The organism is Rufibacter sp. JT3400010, from assembly GCF_054956755.1.
This window is the reverse complement of record NZ_JBUDXA010000005.1, coordinates 286395-307833: the sequence shown is the minus strand read 5'-3', so window position 1 is coordinate 307833 and position 21439 is coordinate 286395. Positions and strand designations below refer to the sequence as shown.

Here is a 21439-nt window from a genome sequence, read left to right as displayed (position 1 = left end):
AGAAAAAACTACTTCTTAGAGAAGTTTGTGAACGAAGTGGCACCAAGTAAGCCCAGCAACCCGGCAGCTATGGCGGTCATGATGGTATCATCCATGGTCATTTCCCGGTCTTTGATGGCAAATCTGAGAATAAAGGTAGGTGCCATGATGAGCAGGACTATTCCCCAGAAAAGAAAGAACGTAGATTGCAGCCCCTCTTTGGAAGCAAGAGGCAATTTGAAAGCTTCCACCACCAGGAAAATGCCCAATACTAAACTGCTGAGGTATTGCAGAATGTCGTACCCGGGTATGGAGTGCCCCGCTAGCTTATACGTTGAGCTTAGGAGGGAAAAGTTATTGGCCGTCCAGCCGTAATGGTGGGTGAAGTCATCACATAGGAAATGCGTCACTGTCCCCAGAAAGGCGGAGGAGATCACTACCAGCCAGTTCTCCCGCAAGTAGGCCAGCCAGTCAAAGCTTTGGTATACCGTAAACCGGTTGCGTAGAAAAGACGGCAGATGGTCTATCAAAGGATTTCTCACCCAGTAATGGTAGAGAATGGCCATAACCAGCACCACCGGAATGTCAAACAGAAAGATGCCCTTCAAGGTGTGGCTGATGTCTGTTTCGGCCCTCATTCTGAAAAAGAACTCAAAATCGGGGGCCATGCTCCCCAATGCCAGCGCCGTCAGGGAAACTCTAGTACCCGATGCATTTTTGAAAGGAAGTATGACCGCTGGATGGGAGAAAGTGAAAGGCATGGGTCTAGTTTACTACAACATGATAGAGCTGAAACTCTACTGGATAATCGATCCTTGTCCGCGATTACTGGATGAAAGTTAATCAAACGGCTGATCTGCTATATACCCCAGGAGTGAGTCTACTTCTGCGGTAGAAAAAGCAAAAGCAGGCATTTGTTGCTTTCCATACAGTTCATACAAAGCGACAGCTGCTGAATCCTTCTTCTGGACCATTTCTGATGAATTGAGCACAAAACTCCGCAACCACTCTTTTGAATGACGATGCTGGACGCCCGCTAGTGGCGGACCAATTACTTGTGTTTGAAAGTCATGGCACTGAACACAATTACTCTTATAAAGAGCTCTGCCCGTTTCATTTTTGATTACTTCTTCTGGAATGACAAAACAAGCAAAAGGTTCTTCATCAATAGTGGCGCATCCAAAAGGCTCCCGTTCATAGGCCTGAATCAAATCTTGATCAAACGTGAATCCTAAACTTAGGTAAACTACAATTCCCGTCAGCAAACAAGTGCTACTCCATAAAAGCCATCTAATAACTTGTACTTGCCTTTCAAACATGGAAGATTGTTCTAGGGGTGACATGATAATCCATCGGCCCTAAACTAAACAAAAAACCCGGTGCCTGGGCACCGGGTTTGAAAATCAGTCTAATTTCAGAACCGCCAGGAACGCTTCCTGCGGAATTTCCACGTTACCCACCTGGCGCATACGCTTCTTCCCTTTCTTCTGCTTTTCCAGGAGCTTCCGCTTACGGGAAATATCCCCGCCGTAGCACTTAGCCAATACGTTCTTCCGCAAAGCTTTAACGGTTTCACGAGCAATGATTTTCTGCCCAATGGCAGCCTGAATGGCAATCTCAAACATTTGACGCGGCAGCAACTCTCTTAGTTTCTCGCACAGACGCTTGCCCCAGTCATAGGCTTTGTCACGGTGCACAATGGCAGACAGCGCATCTACCTTCTCCCCGTTGAGCATGATGTCTAACTTCACCATGTAAGATTCACGGAAGCCGATTAGTTCGTAGTCCAAAGAGGCATAGCCGCGGCTGATGGTCTTTAGTTTATCAAAGAAGTCAAATACAATCTCGGCCAGCGGCATCTCAAAGATTAGCTCCACTCTGTCAGAGGTCAGGAAGTTCTGGGCTTTCAGAATGCCACGTTTGTCCATACAAAGTGAGATAATGGGGCCGATGAATTCGGCTTTGGAGATAATCTGGGCTTTGATGAACGGCTCCTCAATGTGGTCAATGAAGTTTGGCTCTGGCATTTCAGACGGAGCACTTACTGCTACTTCGCCGTCCTTGGTAGTGAACGCTTTGAACTGCACAGAAGGTACCGTAGTGATTACGGTCATGTCAAACTCCCGCTCCAGACGCTCCTGCACAATCTCCATGTGGAGCATGCCCAGGAAGCCACAACGAAACCCAAAACCAAGGGCTGCCGAAGTCTCCGGTTCCCACACCAACGAAGCATCATTCAGCTGCAGTTTCTCCATAGAGGAACGCAACTCTTCGTACTCGGTGGTTTCAACCGGATAAATCCCCGCAAATACCATGGGCTTCACTTCTTCAAACCCTTGGATCTGGATGGTGTCTGGATTGGCGGCGTGGGTGATGGTATCCCCTACTTTTACTTCTTTGGCGTTCTTGATACCAGAAATCAGGTACCCTACGTTTCCAGCGCCCAAAACCTGCTTGGGTTCCTGGTTCAGTTTGAGCACGCCAATCTCATCGGCTTCGTATTGCTTGCCCGTAGCAATGAATTTTACCTTATCGCCTTTCCTGATGGTTCCGTTCATGATCCGGAAGTACACCTCAATACCGCGGTAGGAGTTGAACACCGAGTCAAAGATCAAGGCTTGCAACGGCGCGTCTGGGTCACCTTTAGGGGCTGGAATACGGTCACAGATACCCGCCAGAATCTCCTCAATGCCAATACCCGCTTTTCCCGAGGCATGAATAATGTCTTCGCGGTCGCAACCAATCAAGTCAATGATCTGGTCACTCACCTCTTCGGGCATGGCGTGCGGCAAGTCAATCTTGTTCAGAACCGGGATGATCTCCAGGTCATTGCCAATGGCCAGGTACAGGTTGGAAATGGTCTGGGCCTCAATTCCCTGCGAAGCATCCACAATGAGCAAAGCGCCTTCGCAGGCGGCAATGGAGCGGGAAACCTCGTAGCTAAAGTCCACGTGACCGGGCGTGTCAATCAGATTGAGCACGTAGTCTTCGCCTTTATAATGGTAGTTCATCTGGATGGCGTGGCTCTTGATGGTGATGCCGCGTTCCCGCTCCAGGTCCATGTTATCCAAAAGTTGGTTCTGCATTTCCCGCTCGGTCACCGAGGAGGTAAACTCCAGCAGACGGTCAGCGAGGGTACTTTTGCCGTGGTCAATATGCGCAATGATGCAAAAATTGCGGATGTTCTTCATAGAAATCGATTACAATCAACAAAGATATGAAAGAAAAACGAGCCTCTGGAGTTCAACGGGGAGCCGGGACTTATTTTTTACGTTTCTGAAGTTGATTTGGGCTGTTTTCTGGAAAATGATTGTAAAAACCACATCATGTTTCCAGACATATACGGCTTCTCAATTTTTTCCTCTGATTCATTCCTCTACTTTTCGCCTGTGACGTATAATCCACAGCTTAAACGAAAGGACATGGCTGAGAAGAGAGATAATGGAATATTCAGGGGCACGGAAGGCCACATGGCCGAGGTGGTGGAACGCAACATCAAAGCGCTACTGGCCCGCCGCAATCAGGAAGACATGACCCGGTCTCTTTCTGAACGGATTTCCGATAACGTGACCAAATTCACGGGCAGCATGCTGTTTGTGGTCCTTCACCTGCTCATGTTCGGGACCTGGATTACCTGGAACCTAGGGTGGCTGGGCCTTCCGCCGTTTGATGAATCGTTTGTGGTGCTGGCCATGTTTGCGTCTGTAGAGGCCATCTTCCTTTCTACCTTCGTGCTCATCAGCCAGAACCGCATGAACATCCAAGCTGATAAACGCGCCGATCTGGATTTACAAGTCAGTCTGTTAGCGGAGCACGAAATCACCCGTCTGGTCACGCTGGTAACCGCCATGGCGAAGAAGATGGAAATAAACGAGGCCCAGGATCCTGAGATTAATGAGCTGGCCCGAGACGTGCAACCCGAGAAAGTAATGGATACCATGGAACACCACCAGGAGAACATAGAAAAGGAGAAAGCTAAAAGTTAGCCGGTCTCCAACGAGTTTCTGTTTGCGGTCTCATTTCCAGAAATAGGCCGCAAACGGAAGTTATTTCTCTATGTCAAGGGTTGGGAAAGCCCACTTCAGCTTCACGGCCAGGAGTCTGATCAGAATGATGATCCCTACCGCCACGGTCATGGGCAGTTCACCCGGCACGGGAGCCAGGCGCATCAGCAAATACGCCACCCCACCGGCCAGACAGGCCGTGGCGTAGATCTCCCGCCTGAATATTAGCGGTATGTCATTGCATAGGATGTCCCGCACCACGCCGCCAAACACCGCCGTCACCACGCCCATCACCAACGCGATCAACGGCGACACGCCAAACCGAAGGGCTTTCTCCAACCCTAGAATGGTGAACAGGGCAATTCCCAAAGTATCGAACAGGAACATGGTTCTGCGGTATTTCTCTACTTGTTTCCGAAATAGGAGCGTGACCATCACGGAGACAAACACCGTGATCAGCAGTTTTTCTTCCTGCACCCAAACCGGCCGTACATCCAACAACACATCCCGCAGGGTTCCGCCGCCCAGCGCCGTGACAAAGGCAATGACGCTGGCTCCAAAAGGGTCAAGCTTTTTAGAGGCCGCCGTAAGCGTACCACTAATGGCGAACACAAACGTGCCTGCTATGTCAATGACAGGAATAAGGGCTGAGACGGGTAACTCTGGCAGGGGAAATTCAGGCATGGACAAGCTATTTTTATGGTAAACTACGCAAAAGCTTGGTAGCAGGGCCAATCCTTCCTGAACGAAAGCCATTTTACGGCTGTTTCTGGAAAAGCACCCCCGAAACCGTCTAATAGAGAGTTTTCCGTAGTTCTCCCTTTCTATCTTAAAATTCGTACTTTCGCATACCGTTCACTAGCTAACCTAACAAATGTCAGTTACTACTGTACAACCCTACAAACCGGTTAACCACATCCGCATTGTCACCGCCGCTTCTCTGTTTGACGGCCATGACGCGGCTATTAATATCATGCGCCGCATCATCCAGTCTTCCGGCGCTGAGGTCATTCACCTGGGCCACAACCGCTCCGTGCAGGAGATTGTAGATTGCGCTATTCAGGAAGATGCCCAGGCCATTGCCATTACCTCTTACCAAGGCGGCCACCTGGAGTACTTCAAGTACATGTACGACCTGCTCAACGAGCGGGGCTGCGGCCATATCCGCATTTTCGGCGGCGGCGGCGGCGTGATCCTTCCCACCGAGATTGAGGAACTGCACGGCTATGGCATTGCCCGCATCTACTCCCCAGACGACGGACGTGCCATGGGCTTACAAGGGATGATCAACGACATGCTGGAGAAATGCGACTTCCCTACAGGCCAGAACCTAAACGGCGAGGTAAAGCACCTGAAAGAAAAAGACATCAAATCCATTGCCCGCCTGATCTCCGCCGCCGAGAACTTCCCGGAGGAGTTTGCACGGGTAAAAGAGCAATTGCTCTCTGGTGTTGACCAACAATCTACTGCTAACCAGCAGCAAGTAAGCACTCCGGTATTAGGTATTACCGGTACCGGCGGCGCGGGAAAATCGTCGTTGGTAGATGAGCTGGTGCGTCGTTTCCTCATGGACTTTCAGGACAAAACCATCGCCATCATCTCCGTAGACCCGTCTAAGCGGAAAACCGGCGGCGCCTTGCTTGGTGACCGTATCCGGATGAACGCCATCAGCAACAGCCGTGTGTACATGCGCTCACTGGCTACCCGCCAGAGCAACCTGGCCTTGAGCCGCTACGTGCAGGATGCGGTAGATGTGGTGAAAGCCGCCAACTTTGACTTGATTATTCTGGAAACCTCGGGCATTGGCCAGTCAGACACCGAAATTATTGAGCATTCAGACGCCAGCCTGTACGTGATGACGCCCGAGTACGGCGCCGCCACCCAGCTGGAGAAAATTGACATGCTGGACTTCGCCGATATCATCGCGCTGAACAAGTTTGACAAACGCGGTGCTTTGGACGCGCTGCGCGATGTGAAGAAACAATACAAGCGCAACCACCAGTTGTGGGACGTAAACGACGATGATATTCCGGTGTTCGGGACCATCGCTTCGCAGTTCAATGACCCGGGCATGAACCGCCTGTACAAAGCCGTCATGGCGAAGATCTCTGAGAAAACCGGCGTTGATTTTGACTCCCAGATTCAGGCCACCGGCGAAATGTCAGAAAAAGTGTACATCATCCCTCCTGCCCGTACGCGCTACCTTTCTGAGATTGCCGAGAATAACCGCAGCTATGACAAGTGGGTGCAGGAACAGGCGAGCGTGGCCCAGAAACTGTACGGCATCCGGCAGTCCATTGAAGCCATTCAGGCCATTGAGGTAGAAGATAAAGACCGGTTAATTAAAGGGTTAGAATACGCCTACGAAGAAACCGCTTTAAGACTAGACGGCCAGAACAAAAAGTTGCTGGAGGCTTGGCCCGAGAAACGCCAGGCGTACAAAAATGAGTTCTACGAGTTCAAAGTGCGGGACAAAGTCCTGAAGATTGCCACCCACACCGAGAGCCTTTCCCACCTGAAAATACCCAAGGTAGCCACACCAAGTTACCAGGCCTGGGGCGACTTATTGAAATGGAACCTCCAGGAGAATGTGCCGGGCGAGTTCCCGTACACCGCCGGGGTATTCCCGTTCAAACGCGAAGGAGAAGACCCCACCCGTATGTTCGCGGGCGAAGGCGGACCGGAGCGCACCAACCGCCGTTTCCATTATGTGAGTAAAGGCTTACCGGCCAAACGCTTATCTACCGCTTTTGACTCCGTTACATTGTATGGCGAAGACCCAGATCTGCGCCCCGATATTTACGGGAAAATAGGTAACTCTGGAGTGAGCATCTGCTGCCTGGATGATGCCAAGAAACTGTACTCCGGCTTCAACCTGGCCCACCCCATGACTTCGGTGTCCATGACCATCAACGGCCCGGCCGCTATTCTCACGGGCTTCTTCATGAACGCCGCCATTGACCAGCAATGTGAGCTTTACATCAAAGAGAACGGCCTGGAAGAAGAAGTAAACGCCCGTATTGACGCTATTTTCCAGGAATCAGGCCAGAAACGTCCCACCTACCAAGGCGACTTACCGGAAGGCAACGACGGTCTGGGTCTGATGCTCTTAGGTGTCACCGGTGACCAGGTGTTGCCCGCTGAGGTCTATGCCCAGATTAAGGAAAGAACCCTGGCCTCAGTGCGGGGTACGGTGCAAGCCGATATCTTGAAGGAAGACCAGGCCCAGAATACCTGTATTTTCAGCACGGAGTTCTCCCTGCGTTTAATGGGTGACGTGCAGCAGTACTTCATCAACCACAACATCCGGAACTTCTACTCGGTGTCCATCTCGGGGTACCACATTGCCGAGGCGGGCGCCAACCCTATTTCACAATTGGCCTTTACGCTGGCCAACGGCTTCACCTTTGTGGAGTACTACGTGAGCCGTGGCATGGACATTAACGCGTTTGCCCCTAACCTGAGCTTCTTCTTCTCCAACGGCATTGACCCGGAATATGCCGTGATTGGCCGCGTGGCCAGAAGAATCTGGGCAAAAGCCATGAAGCTGAAGTACGGTGCCAACGCCCGTTCGCAGATGTTGAAGTACCACATCCAGACCTCGGGCCGTTCTCTGCACGCCCAGGAAATCGACTTCAACGACATCCGGACCACCTTGCAGGCTTTGTACGCGATTTACGACAATTGTAATTCCCTGCATACGAATGCTTACGATGAGGCCATTACCACGCCTACCGAGGCATCGGTTCGTCGCGCTATGGCCATTCAACTCATCATTAACCGTGAGTTAGGCTTAGCCAAAAACGAGAACCCGCTGCAAGGTTCGTTCATCATTGAAGAACTGACGGATCTGGTGGAAGAAGCCGTATTGCTGGAGTTTGACCGCATCACAGAGCGCGGTGGCGTGTTAGGTGCCATGGAAACCATGTACCAGCGCGGCAAAATTCAGGAGGAAAGTCTATACTACGAGACACTGAAACACACTGGAGAATACCCCATCATTGGCGTGAACACCTTCCTGAGCAGCCAGGGCTCCCCTACCGTCATTCCGTCTGAAGTGATTCGGGCAACTGAGGATGAGAAACAGTACCAGATTTCCATGTTGCAGGAACTGCATGCCCGCCATGCTCAAAAGACCCCGGTGTTGCTGAAGCAATTACAGGAAATTGCGGTGCAGAACGGCAACATCTTTGAAGCCATTATGGAAACCTCTAAATACTGTTCGCTGGGTCAGATCACCAATGCACTGTTCTCTGTGGGTGGCCAATACCGCAGAAATATGTAAGTTGGTTCTTTTAGCTAATTGCCTTAAGATGAGGTAATACATCTAACAGTAGCCTACTATTTATTCCTTATATTCAGAAAAGGAGCCTGTAAATGCAGGCTCCTTTTCTTTTGCTTTTTCACCTTGAATAAGGGTATATATGGAATAGACTTTACTTTCTACTTGCTAAGAAAACCAGATGGTATTCTCGCCCGAAACCAAAAACACAGCAAACTGATTTAGGATTGCTAAACACGCATATTATTCTATAAAATTTGCCTATTTGTCAGATACAAATCACTATTATTCAATTATTTAATAATTAATAGAAGCATAATACTTCGTTTACCTGGGAGTAAAACAGATGGCATAATTTTACGTTTAAAATATAAACCTTATAAGATAAACGCCATGAAAACTATCACTACCATCTCCTCCGTTCTAGTCATTGGAGTCCTCGGCTTTCTGGCAACCTCGTGGCTCTCTCCCGGAAACATCACGCTAGATCTTTCTGACGAAGATATCCATCTGTACCTGTAAGAGATTGGGTGAAGACACCCAGAAACCCCGCATTGGCGGGGTTTTGTGTTCTAGTACCATCCAAATCGCGCAAAAGCCGTATGTTTACCATACAAAATATATGCTATGGAATTAAAAGACCTTTCACAGAAGATTAGTTACATTATTGGCCGTGACATGGCCGCCAATTTTGCCAAGCAAGGCATTGAGGTAGAACCCGAAGCATTGCTTTTCGGGCTGAAAGAAGCCATGGGCGGTTCTCCTTCCAAGCTGAACGAGAACGAGGTGCAGCAGGCTATGATGCAGTTACAGATGCAAATGCAAGAGAAACAGACTGCCGCCGCCGGTGCCTCTGGCGAGCAGAACAAAGCAGAAGGGGAAGCTTTTCTGGAAGCAAACAAAGGAAAAGAAGGAGTGCATGCCTTGCCTAGCGGCTTGCAATACCAGATTCTGGAAAGCGGCTCAGGTAAAACCCCTACCAGAAATTCAAACGTGACTACTCACTACCACGGCACGCTCATCAACGGAACCGTGTTTGATTCTTCCTATGAGCGCGGCGAACCCGCTTCTTTCCCGGTAAATGGTGTTATTGCCGGCTGGACAGAAGCACTCCAACTCATGAAAGAAGGCGATAAATGGCGCTTGTTTATCCCCAGCAACCTGGCCTACGGCTCCCGCGGCGCCGGCGCCGATATTGGACCTAACGCAACGTTGATATTTGATGTGGAGTTAATTACGGTGAACAACTAAGTTTCACATTCACAGCAAGGGGAAAGAACCTAATGTTCTTTCCCCTTGTGCTTTATACAGAAAACCTGTCTTCTCGATTATGAATTCTTTTTAAGAAAAGAGACTGTAAACGTCTTATGAATGAGCGCCTGATTCATCCATCAACCAGTCCATTGCTTCTTCCTGCTGCGTAAAGTAATTGATGGTAATGGGTAAGTTGATTTTGCAAACCCTGTTCAAAGAATATTCATGAATCAATTCTTCATACCTTTTCTCAGACATGACCAGGGCCAATTGGAAACCTTTAGGCACCAAGGTGTTCTCTTCATCCTGCAACATACTTATTTCCCATTCTTCGGCTTCAGCCGATAAATGCGCCCTTTTGGAAGTGTTGATGAGGCACTTTCCAATTGTATTTGCATTAATGACCTCAAACAATACGCTTATTCCCTGTTGACACTCTTTTAAACCAACGTCTTTTTTCCACGTCAATACCGCCACTCCTTTAGAAGTATCCACCCAAACCTCATAATAGTCAGACTCATCCACATTCATAGAATTGGTTTGCTAATAGTTTTATATAAAAAGTAGAAGTTGGGGGACTTTACAGGTTTATATTCTATTAATCTAATGTATAGGCATTAAAGCATTATTCCAAATAAATCTAACAAAAGTACACACAACAAAATTTAAAAAAGTAAATTATCTATAAAAATATTCCATATAATAAAGTCTAAATAACTAAACCAGAAGCAGTCTGGAGCAAGACAAAATAAAATGTTAGTTCTATTTATTATTGATGTCTACCTATTACATTTGCCCGCTTTCTTGCGCTGAGAAAGAGATGTACGGAAAGTAGAGAGGTGAACAGTAAGTAACCTTTAGGTTTGAGAAAACGCCACAACAGAATTTCACAAGACAACACAAATGAATAACACTAACCACTCATCGCAGAGAGTATCTGGGGCAGGCTTGCTCATTGCCTTAGGAATCATTTACGGCGATATAGGAACATCTCCCCTGTACGTGATGAAAGCCATCATTGGCTCTACCCCTATCAATGCCACCTTGGTATACGGCGGTATTTCCTGCGTAGTCTGGACCTTGACGCTGCAAACCACCGTTAAATACGTGATCCTGACGCTGCAAGCGGACAACAAGGGTGAAGGCGGCATCTTTTCTTTGTACGCTTTGGTCAGGCGGCACGCCAAATGGCTTACCGTTCCGGCCATTATGGGAGGAAGCGCCTTGCTCGCCGATGGTGTGATCACCCCGCCCATCTCCGTTTCCTCGGCCGTAGAGGGTCTGCTCCTGCTTAATCCAGATATTCCCACGGTGCCCATTGTCATCGGGATTCTCGTTATCCTGTTCCTGTTGCAGAGTTTCGGGACGCAGATTGTGGGCAAGGCTTTTGGACCGGTTATGTTTATCTGGTTCAGCATGCTGGCGGTGCTGGGAGTAGCTTCGGTAATGCATCACCCCGAGGTGCTGAAGTCCCTGAACCCGTATTACGCCTATGATTTACTGGTGAACTACCCGGGTGGGTTCTGGCTCTTGGGCGCGGTTTTCCTGTGTACCACGGGTGCCGAGGCCCTTTATTCAGATTTAGGACACTGCGGCAAAGGCAACATCAGGATCAGTTGGGTATTTGTGAAAACGTGCCTTTTACTCAATTACTTCGGGCAAGGGGCATGGTTGATGCAGTACGAAGGCAAAGAACTGGTGTCGCTGGGCAACCCGAATCCGTTTTATGGGCTCATGCCGGAATGGTTCCTGCTCTTCGGGATTATCATTGCCACCATTGCCGCCGTTATTGCCAGCCAGGCGCTTATTACCGGTTCCTTTACCCTCATCGGCGAAGCCATCCGGCTGAACATGTGGCCCAAAGTACGCCTCATTTACCCTACCAACGTGAAAGGCCAGCTCTATGTGCCTAGCATCAACCTATTGCTTTTGCTGGGCTGCGTGGGGGTGGTGCTGTATTTCAGGGAATCTACCAACATGGAAGCCGCATATGGTCTGGCCATCACGGTAACCATGCTGATGACCACTACCCTTTTAAGTTACTGGCTCATCACCAAACGGGTGGGTAAACTATGGGTATCGCTCTTTTTACTGGTCTACCTGGCCATTGAAGGTTCTTTCCTGCTGGCCAACCTGATTAAGTTTCCGCACGGCGGATGGGTGTCATTGTTGATTGGTTTCCTGCTGATTTCTGTGATGTACATCTGGCTCAAGGCATTCTACATCAAACGCCGTTTAACGGAGAATGTGAACCTGCCGGAGTACGTGAATGCCCTGCGGGAACTGAGCGAAGATGAGTCTATACCTAAATACGCTACGCACCTGGTGTTTATGACCAGTGCCGAACGCACCTCTGAGATTGAGTCTAAGATCATCTATTCCATCTTCCAGAAGCGCCCCAAGCGGGCCGACATTTACTGGTTCATCCACGTGAACACCGTTGATGAACCGTACACCATGGAATACAAAGTAAAGGTATTGGCCAGTCAAGATGTGGTGCGCATTGACTTTAACCTCGGTTTCAGGGTGGAGCAACGCATTAACCTCTTCTTCCGAAAGGTGGTGGAAGACCTGGTGAAAAACAAAGAGGTGGATATTACCAGCCGTTACAGTTCCCTAAACAAGCAAAACCTGATTGGGGATTTCCGGTTTGTGGTACTGGAGAAATTCCTGAGTTATGAGAACGACCTGCCTTTCTGGGAAAACACCATCATGCAGTCGTACTTTAACATCAAGCAATTCACTACCTCAGAAGGTAAATGGTTTGGGTTGGATACCAGTTCTGTCAAAATTGAAAAGGTGCCTTTAATTATAAAACCAGCGAGGGAAGTGGAACTGAAGCGCATTAAATAGCTTTTTGAAGCTAAGTTCATTATTGCGGTTTAGCCTTTATTTCTAGAAACGAGCTTCTTTTAAGAAATTGGCGGATAAATGCAGTTTGCTGTTCCCTGGGCTCGGCTGCTTATTGCGTGGGTGTAGATGCTTTGTTGTTTCATCTTTAGCGATATGCGCTCACGGCCGCGAGGCGCGCTCGGGAAAGACTGGAAAGGGGAAAGTAGCAGAGACTTCCCCTTTGAAGGGGCGAAGGGGATGTTTACACCTGCTAGTTCATGTATTGCTTTCTTCTCTGTACATGGTTCAAGTCTGTGACTTGGACCTAAAATGAATGGAAGTTTGCAACTTAAGTGAGGCGTGAGCCTCAAAAACGCTCGCTGAATCAGCCTTATCTTTTGAGGGAGTGAAAGGTTGATTCTGCCTCAATTCGCAACACCGCTTCCTTAAAAGACCTCGTTGCATGCGAAGCTTTCGCGCGTGTCTCGGCCAATACCGTTTCCAGTCTAATTTTCAAACCACCCCCAACAGAAAGGCCGCTACATGAGCGGCCTTTCTGTTGGGGGTGATTCAGGTCTACTTTCTTAAAAGCAGCCTTAAAACATTACTTAGCGCTAGTCCACTTTAGATAACTTTTCTTCTGGACGTCTGTTGCTGAAGGTGCCATGGAAGCCTGGTACTTGAGGGTCTGGTTTTTCAACAACGTTACAGGTATGATCATTAGCTGTCCGCTCCGGTTTACCACCAGTTCTAGCACGTCTCCTACCGCGTACACCGGAATGGACTTGTTTATATCATCTGTGACCCGGTAACCGTTCACGCCTATAATCTCATCATTTACGTTGAGGCCAGCCTGCCAAGCGCTGCCGTTGCGTGTCACAATGGTGACCACCGGTTTGCCGGTAGCGGTAGAGATGGCGGCGCCCAAGAGAGGTTCGTTGGTGTTTTTGTTTACGTCAGTCAGGGTAATGCCGGCGGCGTTTAGGTAGGCGTTGTAATCAGGGGTTTCTACGCCGTACACGTACCTGGTGAAGAAGTCGTCCAGGGAGTGGCCGGTGAACTTCTCCATGCCTTGCTGGAATTCTTTATCGGTGAAGCCGCGCTTCTTTTTCTTGTAGTACTCGTCATACAGGGCTTTCATGGCATCATCCAGGCTTTTGGTGCCGTTGGTGGCTTTCAGGATCTCCAGGTCTAAGAGCATACCTAATAGTGCGCCTTTGCTGTAGTAAGAAAGATGCGTGTTGTAGGAGTTTTCATCTGGGCGGTACTGCTTGATCCAGGCGTCAAAGCTGGACTGAGCGGCAGAAACCACCTTGTTGCCCGGAGTATTCTCTACGCTGGTAATGTTGCTGGCTATTTTTTCTATGTATTCCCGGTCCGTGGTGAAGCCGGCCCGTTTTGTTAGCACATCGGCGTAGTAAGAAGTGAATCCCTCAGACACCCATAGCATTCTGGAATAGTTCTCCTGGTTGTAGTCAAAGGGTCCTAAGGCGATAGGGCGCAGGCGCTTCACGTTCCAAAGGTGGAAATACTCGTGGGCTACCAGGTTCAGGAAGCCTTCATAGCCACGCTCGGTGCCGTAGGCGGTGCGGGTGGCATGTAAGGTAGTAGAATTCAAGTGCTCCAGACCGCCGCCGCCGCTTTGCAGGTTGTGGACAATGAACAGGTAATAGTTAACCGGTAGCTCGCCGAAGACTTTGGCGGCTTCCTCGGTCACTTTTTTCATATCCGCGGTGAGACGTTTGGCGTCATAATTGGCATCGCCGTACATGGCAACCTCGTGCTTCACGCCATTGCTTTCGAAGGAAAGAATTTCGTGGTTTCCAATCTCAATGGGAGAATCTGCCAGGATATCATAGTTTTCTGCCCGGTACGTGAACGGCTGACCCGCTACTGCCGGAAGCCCGGTAGATACTTTTTTCCAGCCCTGGAACGGCACAACCGTTACCGTGGAGGGCAGGTCTTTGTGGCCTTCGGGGTACATGAATACGCTGGTGCCGTTCAGGTAGCCGTGGCTGACATCAATGAAACTGGTGCGCACGCTCAACTCAAACGCATACACTTTATACTTCACAGTTACGTCTTTGCCGCCCGTAGCTATGCGCCAGGTATTCTTGTCGGTTTTGCTGGAGGCCACTTTGGAAGAGCCTACAAACGCTTCAAACGCTTCTACATTTTTAGGAAACTCTCTGATGAGGTAAGAACCTGGGGCCCATACAGGCATGGTAACGTCCAGGTTTTTGCCGCTGAAGTCTTCCAGCCGCATTTCTACCTCAAAGTAGTGGGTCTGCGGTTCTGGCATAGACAGTTTGTACGAAATCTTAGGGGCCGCCGAAGCAGCCGAAGAGAAAGCCACTGCCATTAGCAGAAGCACTCCCGCTGCCCAGGAATGGATTTTTTTTTGCATAAAGTTTGGGTGGGTAGTTTGGTAATAAGTTGCATAATACGGCTAAAAAGCGGCTTAAACAAGCAAAGCCCCCGTTCAGATAACCGTAAGCTGTGGTAAATACGTATGCAGCACAAAGGAAGTAATATGAAAAAAATATGGCTCTTGTTTGGCGTACTTCTTTCTGGGTTGATCCTCTACAAGGTATTTTGGGCATCAGATAATCTTCCCGGAACAGAGGGAAAACGCACCAGTCTGGACAACGGAGACACCATTTTCCATAATGACTCAACCGCGGCAAAACCAATTCCAGACGGCAATTCAACTGCTCCTTCCTTGGGAGTTCTGGAAGGAAATTACGCGTCTAAAACCGACAGTTTGGTGGCTTTCGCTCTGCAGCGCTATGGCGTGGACTACACCTACGGCGGCGTCACCGATGAAGGGTTTGACTGCTCGGGCTTTATCACGTACGTGTTCAATCATTTCGGGATTGAAGTGCCTCACGGCTCCGCCTTACAAGCAAAGGTGGGCGAAAGCGTACCGGTGCGCCAAGCGAAAAAAGGAGACCTTGTCATTTTCACCGGAACCGATGTGAAAGACCGTACGCCGGGGCACGTGGGCATTGTCATCACCAACCCGCCCAAAGCCGTGCAGTTTGTCCATTCCTCTTCCAACGGCGGCGTAAAAGTGAGCGAATTGGAAGGCACCTTATACCAGGCTCGTTTTCTGGACATCCGGCGGATTATTCTTTAGCTCGGTTTTGGAGGCGTTTTGCTGAAAGTGAGCTGTAAACGTTAGAAAGTTTTTAGCTGCGCTGCTTCTCAAATTTTCCTGGGCAGAACATTTTTTAAACCTGTATTTATGGTCTACTTTCATGAGAACAGCTTAAAACAGTATTCGTCAATAGTTCTAGAAAAGTAAACACAAACTAAAACAGGACACTCGCTCGCCTCTGACGAGTGTGAGCAACCTTCGGCCTCTGGCCGTTTCTCTGCTCATTGTGAATAATTGATCCAAAGCGGCGGGACGCCGCACGTTGCTCACACTCGCCAGAGGCGAGCGAGAAAATCAGACTAGGAGCGTCTACCTATCAGTTGAAAGAGCCATAGAAGCAAGGGTGCGTCTGTATGGTATTTCACTCTATTCTTGAAGTTAACCTAAGCCACGTAATTCAGAATTCTCCAATTCTACTCACGTGGTGGTGAACCCCAAACTGGTTTCTGCATTATTTCAGGCACTTACAGCCGGAGTAGATCTGAAAAAATTCCTTAAATCCAAAACCTAACGTTCTGAAGGACAGTATATAATCTTCCAGGCTAGAAATAAAAGGGCAAAAAAATACCCGGCCACTGCAGTAGCCGGGTACGGAATCCTTTGAAATGGTATCAAGCGACACGAAAGAGAACTGCCTCTCAGTCGCATGGGCTACCTCATGCCGGATTCGCCAGTAGACAAAGTCTAGTTAGCAAGCTTCAACACGGTTAACGGTTGACACATGAGCTAGGCTTAATACATTTTTACTGGGATTAGACACTTTTACCTCCTTTCTTTAAGTCCGACATAAACCCATCCGCTGCGCCAAATAATTTATGGGTTTGCTAGAGAGGCCCGGAGCACTCGCTTCCGTTTTATAAAGTTAAAAAACGGAAGGATAGTTCAAAAGGTTTGCTGAAAAAATTCATGTTTTTTTCTGGGTGTCAGAATCGGGATTTTTGAAGAAAACCCATATCCAGGCCAGGGCCAACAGAAACTCTGCCGCGGCATCTAACAGGTAGATATCCAGGATTACTTCATGGAGGGCATAGCGCACATCTACTGCTCCTAAGCCAACGGCACTAAAGAACCCCAACAGTTGCGGGCTCCGCTCCTCTTTCGCCTGAAAGGCCGCTACCAGAAGCGCCGCTCCAATTGTTAACACCAGAATTCCCACCGTAACCACCAGCCAGACTTCGTTTTTAGGTCCGGTCACGGCCAGAAAACTGGGCATGTGCCACAGAGGCCAAATACCGGTAAACGCGTAGTAAATTCCTTGCAGGATCAGGAGCCATTTTCGCATTGAACTTCGGTTAAGAGTCCGTATTAATACTTTGCAGGAGAAACTTTTACCCCAGAATTTTTTTGGATAGTAATTTGCTTATATTTAGTAAACCAATAACTCTCAAACAGCAACACGTATGAAAAACATCTTTTTGTTAGCCCTTTTCCTCTGCCTTTCCACTCTGGGTTGGGCACAGAAAAAATCTCCTATTGGTATCTGGACCAACGAAGAGAAAGAAGCCCGCTTTGAAATCTACCAATGCGGCGATAAACTCTGCGGCAAAATCATCTGGCTGAAAGAACCTAACAGAGACGGCAAACCCAAACTGGATCAATTCAATCCCGACCCCAAACTGCAGAAACGGCCTATCATGGGTTTGGTTTTCCTGAAGAACTTTTCGCCGGTGGAAAGCAACAAGTGGGATGACGGAACTATCTATGATCCAAAATCTGGCAAGACCTATTCCTCTTACATGAAAGTGCTCAACAATGACAAACTGGAAGTGAAAGGCTACATAGGCATTTCATTGATTGGGCGCTCCCAGACCTGGACAAGGGTACAATAATCAGAAACACCTGGGGCTTAAAAGCAGAGCGGGAACCTGTAGTAAGGTTCCCGCTCTGCTTTTAAGCCCGATTTCCAGAAACGATGGAGGAACCCCGTTCTGAATTCTGGACGCTTGCCGCTCTTTAGTAAAGGTCTAGGATGGTGATTTTTTTGTCTCTGAAGGTGAAAGACTCGCCTTTGGTTTTACCGGCCATGGCCTGAAACACCGGCGATGCCGCCGAAATGGCGAAGTATTTCTCGCCGTCAATGTTAATCTCCCCCAAACTCACCGAGATGAAATAGTTCTGGGCATCTGTCCGGACAATGGAACCCAGGGAAACATCTTCGTTCACCTTGTTGCGCACAATCCTTTTCAAGATGCTCAGTTTCCCGATGGCTTCATCTAACTGCTTGGCAAACATATCGCGCTGAATGTGGCAGGCCTCCCTGAAGGACTCAAACTTGTCTTCAATAGCTCCCTGGCTTTCATTGGCGCTGGACTGGGCTTCTTCCATGGCTTGCCTGGCGTGGTCTACAAAGTCTGTTTGCTGACGCAAACACTCGTCTAGTAACCTATGCTTTATTTCTAGGTCAAGGGTAGTTTCAGTAGTCATAGACAATGCTTTTATGTGATACAATCATTTAGTTTCTAGTAAAGACGGAGCAAACAACCTGTTTTCAGGAAGATTTTTAAACCCCAATAAAGACTGTTTTGAAGGTAATTTCAGGAAAACAGCATGAATACGGCAAAGAAGCAGTTCAGAAGAACTTGCAAAGCTTTAAACTGATAAACTTAACTTTTGTTGGCAAAAACCAATCAAAAAATAAGAATAATATTATTATAGCTTCAAAATTCGGAATTGGGTGAACGTTTCGCCTTGTTTCAGCTTCAGAAAATAGGTGCCTGCACCTAAGTCTGCTATGGAAAACGAGCGACCTGCCGGGACAAACGTCCTGACATGCCTGCCCAGCATATCATAAATAGAGATTTGCTCAGGTACGCTGCCCCCTCCTTTTAAATTTACTTCGCCCAACGTGGGATTGGGGTAGATTTGAACCGTTCCCGTTTCTGGCGGAATCAGGGAAGCATCGTTTGCAATCGTATTTACCGCTTCCAGCAGCCATTGATTTGGGTCTACTTCAATACTCAGCACTTCCCCGGAAACGGTAAACCGATAATCTTCTAGAGATTGGTCTTGTTGCACCAGAACCACGGTGTCTTTCACTGAGGTTCTAATGCGGTATTCCACTTCTGTTTTGAAGAAAGAGGTTGCCAGGCTGGAGGAAGACTGCCGGCTTCTAAGGTACACCTGATTCCCCTGCTGCGCCCAGGCCACATCGAAAATTGGGAAGCCTTCACCGTACACCCATTGGTCAAAGAAATACTGCAGGGAGCGCCCGCTTACGCGTTCCACTACTTTTTGGAAATCTCGGGTATCTGCCACCTTGTAGCGATATTCTTGCCGATAAGCCTGTAAGGCCTGGAGAAATAAGGCATCGTTCTGCAAGGTGTGCCGCAACATGTGCAAGACCAGAGCGCCTTTCCTGTAGGTGAGGGCAGAACTGAAGATACGTGACACATTGGTGCTGTCTTTCACAAACACAGAACCCTGCGGTTGACTAAGGGCACCCTGCACAGCTCGGTTCAGCCAGTTCAATCTTTCAGAGGGCAGAAGCCGCTCAATAGCTAACAACTCGCTGTAAGAGGCGAAACCTTCGTTTAACCAGATGTGGCTCCAGTCTTGGCAGGTCACTTCATCGCCCCACCATTGGTGGGCTAGTTCATGGGCAGTAAGGGTGAATTCAAAGGTAGACTGCGTGGTCATGGTCTGGTGTTCCATGCCGCCGCCAATGGGGGCCATGCTGTGCCCGTATTTCTCCTGATGAAACGGGTAGACGCCATATAATTCGGAGAATAGCTGCATGAACTGCCCGGTGCGGTCAAGTTCGGTTCTGAACGTGGAAAGTGCCTGCGGGTAGACATAGTTCTGTACCAACACAGGTTTAGGCGCCCCGGGCACAGACACCTGATACGAATACTCTTCATATTGCCCCACCGCCACTGAGATAAGGTAGTAGGCAATGGGATAGTTGGACTTCCACTCATAGCGGTGTTTCTGGTTCGGCAGCGGGGTAACCCGTTGTAAGAGCCCGTTGGAGCCCACTTTATTCGAAACATCCGTGGTCACCCAAACCTCCACCGAATCTGCCTTGTCTTCCAATAGCTGCTTGCACGGAAACCATTCTGAAGCCGCAAAAGGCTCGCTCAAACTCCAGGCAACCTGTTGTCCCCAGGGTTGGGCAATGGCCGTATTGAAACCGTTTCCTATGGCTGCGTTGGCGCCAGTGGGTGCTCTCCCCGCGTAGAATACCTGCACCTGAAACCTGGCTTGTCTAGCTTTAACGGACGGCAGCACCGCTATCACTTCGCTATCAGTACGGCGGAAAGTACAGGGAACTCCGTCTGCTAATACCTGCTGGATGGTGAAGTTGGGGTGCAGTTCAAAGGCAAATTCGGTTAAGTTGTTTTGCAGGGCTGAGGCGTACAGAATCACGTTGCCGCTGATGTCCAGTGAATTTCTTTCCAGCGCCAGATCCAGTTTATACCAGTGCAGGTCATACTGCCGCATGCGTTCCCGGTGGGGCAGAGACGTAATGCCATCGGCTAATACCAGAGGACTGGAATGTAGCCGGGAAGCCGCGCAGGGATGCACTTCTTTGCTTTGAGCCCAACTGTAACTCATCCCCCCTATCAGACAGATTATCAGGAGAAGTATCTCTTGCTTTAAAGGTTGAATTGAGAAAATGGTAGGTATACGTATTTTCATAGAAAGCTATACGTTGCAGGCGGAAAGAGAAGTAGTGTAGGAACGTGAAAAAGGCCTGAAAATTATTTCCAGGCCTTCTGCTTTCCCAGGTGTCTTAGAGCTACTGCACCACTACTTTGCCAGACTGCATCGTTTTCCCCACCTGAACTTGGACTACGTACACGCCCCTGCCGTATTGGCTCAGAGATAACTTCCTGGAGAATTGCCCCTGTACGTTCCCCAAGTCTTCCTGGTACACCGTTCTTGCCTGGCTGTCTACTATTTTAAGCTGCGCTTTTGCCTTCTTTTGCGAAAAGAAGGCCACATTCACCTCCCCATTGGTGGGGTTGGGCGAAAGCTTCAGTTCCAACTGCGACACGGCTCCTGTCTCTTTCTTCTTGCCTTTCTTTCCTGTTGTTGCAGCTTCTGCTGTAACAGCATGGGCCGGATTGATGAAGATGATGCGGTTCTGGTTTCCGTTTTTGAACCGGATGACGTTGAAATCACCGGTTTCTATGATTTCGGGGGCACTGCCTTTCCGGAGTCTGGTCACTTTTATTTCGCCGGTGGCACTGTCTTTCTCAACGCGAATGGTTTCATTGCTAAAGACAGAATCTAGGGAGGGCCTCAAGGTACTGTCTACCCTGAAAAACCGGTGGTTCCTGAACAGTGAATCTACCGTAACGGCTACTTGTCCCCTACCCGAATCTGCGTAAATATGAATGGTGCGGGCCTTCCCCCTGAGGGAATCACCAAGCGGATGCGCTCTTATAATGGAAATCCCTTTGATATGGGTAAGGGCCGTATCTGACAACGCTCTTTTAAAAACGATGGCTCTTACGGAGTCCTGTTCCAAGGAAGGGAAATACCGGATTACATCAAAACCTTTGGCAGTTGACGAAGGCAGTGTTTTGAGGGGCTTGGCTCCTAAACTCTTGAAATCATCGGTGTCTTTCAACTTCTTAACGGCCTCTTCCAGAGAAGATCCTTCGGCTATGGTCAGCGTGGTGTCCAGCACGTAATGGGTATCTCCTTCCTGCTTCAGTATCTTCACCTTGGCTTGCCGGGCTGGGGCAGCTTTGGCGGTTTCTTTTGTCTGTGCCTGCGCCGGCGCAAAAGAAACGCCTCCCAGCATCAGGAAAGAACTCAAGCCAACGGTTAGGTATTGTTTCATTTTCATAATTATTGTAATTTAGAGGTAGCTATATGATTGGTTCATACAATATTACCGGGTAAATTCTGAGAAAGAGGTTAAGGCCAGGTTAAAGTCTGTTAATGAAAAGTTAAAGTGAAGGATGACCTCCGTTAAGC

The 21439-nt window shown here is 48.8% G+C and carries 17 protein-coding genes; 7 read left to right on the top strand and 10 right to left on the bottom strand.

The features are described 5' to 3' along the window. Positions 1-8 precede the first annotated feature (8 nt). From ACY0JR_RS07705 to lepA, 3 genes are all read right to left on the bottom strand, one after another. Positions 9-740: a DUF4184 family protein gene (locus ACY0JR_RS07705; protein WP_462633365.1), complete on the bottom strand. Its 732-nt coding sequence runs from the start codon at positions 738-740 to the stop codon at positions 9-11. Between the two features lie 78 nt (positions 741-818). Continuing rightward, on the bottom strand, positions 819-1298 hold the full coding sequence (locus ACY0JR_RS07700; RefSeq protein WP_462633364.1) for a c-type cytochrome: 480 nt from the start codon (positions 1296-1298) through the stop codon (positions 819-821). A gap of 84 nt (positions 1299-1382) precedes the next feature. Next, entirely contained in the window at positions 1383-3170 is a 1788-nt protein-coding gene (gene lepA, locus ACY0JR_RS07695; RefSeq protein WP_462633363.1) for a translation elongation factor 4, read from the bottom strand. A 231-nt stretch (positions 3171-3401) separates the two neighbouring features. On the opposite strand from lepA, the gene ACY0JR_RS07690 reads away from it, so the two are divergent. Further along, positions 3402-3965 (top strand): DUF1003 domain-containing protein, encoded by a 564-nt coding sequence (locus ACY0JR_RS07690; RefSeq protein WP_462633362.1) that lies wholly within the window; start codon positions 3402-3404, stop codon positions 3963-3965. A gap of 60 nt (positions 3966-4025) precedes the next feature. Here the strand turns inward: ACY0JR_RS07690 and ACY0JR_RS07685 are convergent, their stop codons facing one another. Next, positions 4026-4667 (bottom strand): trimeric intracellular cation channel family protein, encoded by a 642-nt coding sequence (locus ACY0JR_RS07685; RefSeq protein ID WP_462633361.1) that lies wholly within the window; start codon positions 4665-4667, stop codon positions 4026-4028. 190 nt (positions 4668-4857) lie between these two features. Here ACY0JR_RS07685 and ACY0JR_RS07680 point away from each other — a divergent pair, with 190 nt between their 5' ends. The 3 genes from ACY0JR_RS07680 (at position 4858) to ACY0JR_RS07670 (ending at position 9516) form a co-directional block, all read left to right on the top strand. Further along, positions 4858-8268: a methylmalonyl-CoA mutase family protein gene (locus ACY0JR_RS07680; protein ID WP_462633360.1), complete on the top strand. Its 3411-nt coding sequence runs from the start codon at positions 4858-4860 to the stop codon at positions 8266-8268. Positions 8269-8658: 390 nt separating this feature from the next. Continuing rightward, positions 8659-8787, top strand: coding sequence for a hypothetical protein (locus ACY0JR_RS07675; RefSeq protein WP_462633359.1), 129 nt, complete (start codon positions 8659-8661; stop codon positions 8785-8787). Positions 8788-8892: 105 nt separating this feature from the next. Continuing rightward, positions 8893-9516 carry an FKBP-type peptidyl-prolyl cis-trans isomerase gene (locus ACY0JR_RS07670; protein WP_462633358.1) on the top strand — a complete coding sequence of 208 codons (624 nt, stop codon included), beginning with the start codon at positions 8893-8895 and terminating at the stop codon, positions 9514-9516. Positions 9517-9630: 114 nt separating this feature from the next. Here the strand turns inward: ACY0JR_RS07670 and ACY0JR_RS07665 are convergent, their stop codons facing one another. Then, positions 9631-10050, bottom strand: a complete 420-nt coding sequence (locus ACY0JR_RS07665) for a hypothetical protein (protein ID WP_462633357.1) — start codon at positions 10048-10050, stop codon at positions 9631-9633. A gap of 372 nt (positions 10051-10422) precedes the next feature. Here ACY0JR_RS07665 and ACY0JR_RS07660 point away from each other — a divergent pair, with 372 nt between their 5' ends. Beyond that, positions 10423-12372 carry a KUP/HAK/KT family potassium transporter gene (locus ACY0JR_RS07660; protein ID WP_462633356.1) on the top strand — a complete coding sequence of 650 codons (1950 nt, stop codon included), beginning with the start codon at positions 10423-10425 and terminating at the stop codon, positions 12370-12372. Between the two features lie 583 nt (positions 12373-12955). Here the strand turns inward: ACY0JR_RS07660 and ACY0JR_RS07655 are convergent. After that, positions 12956-14758 carry a M61 family metallopeptidase gene (locus ACY0JR_RS07655; RefSeq protein ID WP_462633355.1) on the bottom strand — a complete coding sequence of 601 codons (1803 nt, stop codon included), beginning with the start codon at positions 14756-14758 and terminating at the stop codon, positions 12956-12958. 126 nt (positions 14759-14884) lie between these two features. Here ACY0JR_RS07655 and ACY0JR_RS07650 point away from each other — a divergent pair, with 126 nt between their 5' ends. Next, the gene (locus ACY0JR_RS07650) at positions 14885-15490 is read left to right on the top strand and encodes a C40 family peptidase (RefSeq protein WP_462633354.1); all 606 of its coding nucleotides are present in this window, start codon (positions 14885-14887) and stop codon (positions 15488-15490) included. A gap of 925 nt (positions 15491-16415) precedes the next feature. On the opposite strand, the gene ACY0JR_RS07645 is transcribed toward ACY0JR_RS07650, so the two are convergent. Further along, a complete protein-coding gene (locus tag ACY0JR_RS07645) occupies positions 16416-16793 on the bottom strand; it encodes a hypothetical protein (RefSeq protein WP_462633353.1) in 378 nt (125 codons plus the stop codon). A 118-nt stretch (positions 16794-16911) separates the two neighbouring features. On the opposite strand from ACY0JR_RS07645, the gene ACY0JR_RS07640 reads away from it, so the two are divergent. Next, positions 16912-17340 carry a DUF2147 domain-containing protein gene (locus tag ACY0JR_RS07640; RefSeq protein WP_462633352.1) on the top strand — a complete coding sequence of 143 codons (429 nt, stop codon included), beginning with the start codon at positions 16912-16914 and terminating at the stop codon, positions 17338-17340. A 124-nt stretch (positions 17341-17464) separates the two neighbouring features. Here ACY0JR_RS07640 and ACY0JR_RS07635 read toward each other — a convergent pair whose 3' ends face one another. The 3 genes from ACY0JR_RS07635 to ACY0JR_RS07625 all read right to left on the bottom strand — a co-directional run bounded on the left by ACY0JR_RS07635 (position 17465) and on the right by ACY0JR_RS07625 (position 21302). Continuing rightward, entirely contained in the window at positions 17465-17935 is a 471-nt protein-coding gene (locus tag ACY0JR_RS07635; RefSeq protein WP_462633351.1) for a hypothetical protein, read from the bottom strand. 225 nt (positions 17936-18160) lie between these two features. Further along, on the bottom strand, positions 18161-20065 hold the full coding sequence (locus tag ACY0JR_RS07630) for a M1 family aminopeptidase (RefSeq protein WP_462633350.1): 1905 nt from the start codon (positions 20063-20065) through the stop codon (positions 18161-18163). A 184-nt stretch (positions 20066-20249) separates the two neighbouring features. Next, the gene (locus ACY0JR_RS07625; RefSeq protein WP_462633349.1) at positions 20250-21302 is read right to left on the bottom strand and encodes a T9SS type A sorting domain-containing protein; all 1053 of its coding nucleotides are present in this window, start codon (positions 21300-21302) and stop codon (positions 20250-20252) included. Positions 21303-21439: the final 137 nt, after the last annotated feature.

Excerpts from the sequence above, each read along its gene's own strand:
- ACY0JR_RS07705 (WP_462633365.1), bottom strand. The coding sequence starts at position 740 with ATGCCTTTCACTTTCTCCCATCCAGCGGTCATACTTCCTTTCAAAAAT.
- ACY0JR_RS07700 (WP_462633364.1), bottom strand. The coding sequence starts at position 1,298 with ATGTTTGAAAGGCAAGTACAAGTTATTAGATGGCTTTTATGGAGTAGC.
- lepA (WP_462633363.1), bottom strand. The coding sequence starts at position 3,170 with ATGAAGAACATCCGCAATTTTTGCATCATTGCGCATATTGACCACGGC.
- ACY0JR_RS07690 (WP_462633362.1), top strand. The coding sequence starts at position 3,402 with ATGGCTGAGAAGAGAGATAATGGAATATTCAGGGGCACGGAAGGCCAC.
- ACY0JR_RS07685 (WP_462633361.1), bottom strand. The coding sequence starts at position 4,667 with ATGCCTGAATTTCCCCTGCCAGAGTTACCCGTCTCAGCCCTTATTCCT.
- ACY0JR_RS07680 (WP_462633360.1), top strand. The coding sequence starts at position 4,858 with ATGTCAGTTACTACTGTACAACCCTACAAACCGGTTAACCACATCCGC.
- ACY0JR_RS07675 (WP_462633359.1), top strand. The coding sequence starts at position 8,659 with ATGAAAACTATCACTACCATCTCCTCCGTTCTAGTCATTGGAGTCCTC.
- ACY0JR_RS07670 (WP_462633358.1), top strand. The coding sequence starts at position 8,893 with ATGGAATTAAAAGACCTTTCACAGAAGATTAGTTACATTATTGGCCGT.
- ACY0JR_RS07665 (WP_462633357.1), bottom strand. The coding sequence starts at position 10,050 with ATGAATGTGGATGAGTCTGACTATTATGAGGTTTGGGTGGATACTTCT.
- ACY0JR_RS07660 (WP_462633356.1), top strand. The coding sequence starts at position 10,423 with ATGAATAACACTAACCACTCATCGCAGAGAGTATCTGGGGCAGGCTTG.
- ACY0JR_RS07655 (WP_462633355.1), bottom strand. The coding sequence starts at position 14,758 with ATGCAAAAAAAAATCCATTCCTGGGCAGCGGGAGTGCTTCTGCTAATG.
- ACY0JR_RS07650 (WP_462633354.1), top strand. The coding sequence starts at position 14,885 with ATGAAAAAAATATGGCTCTTGTTTGGCGTACTTCTTTCTGGGTTGATC.
- ACY0JR_RS07645 (WP_462633353.1), bottom strand. The coding sequence starts at position 16,793 with ATGCGAAAATGGCTCCTGATCCTGCAAGGAATTTACTACGCGTTTACC.
- ACY0JR_RS07640 (WP_462633352.1), top strand. The coding sequence starts at position 16,912 with ATGAAAAACATCTTTTTGTTAGCCCTTTTCCTCTGCCTTTCCACTCTG.
- ACY0JR_RS07635 (WP_462633351.1), bottom strand. The coding sequence starts at position 17,935 with ATGACTACTGAAACTACCCTTGACCTAGAAATAAAGCATAGGTTACTA.
- ACY0JR_RS07630 (WP_462633350.1), bottom strand. The coding sequence starts at position 20,065 with ATGAGTTACAGTTGGGCTCAAAGCAAAGAAGTGCATCCCTGCGCGGCT.
- ACY0JR_RS07625 (WP_462633349.1), bottom strand. The coding sequence starts at position 21,302 with ATGAAACAATACCTAACCGTTGGCTTGAGTTCTTTCCTGATGCTGGGA.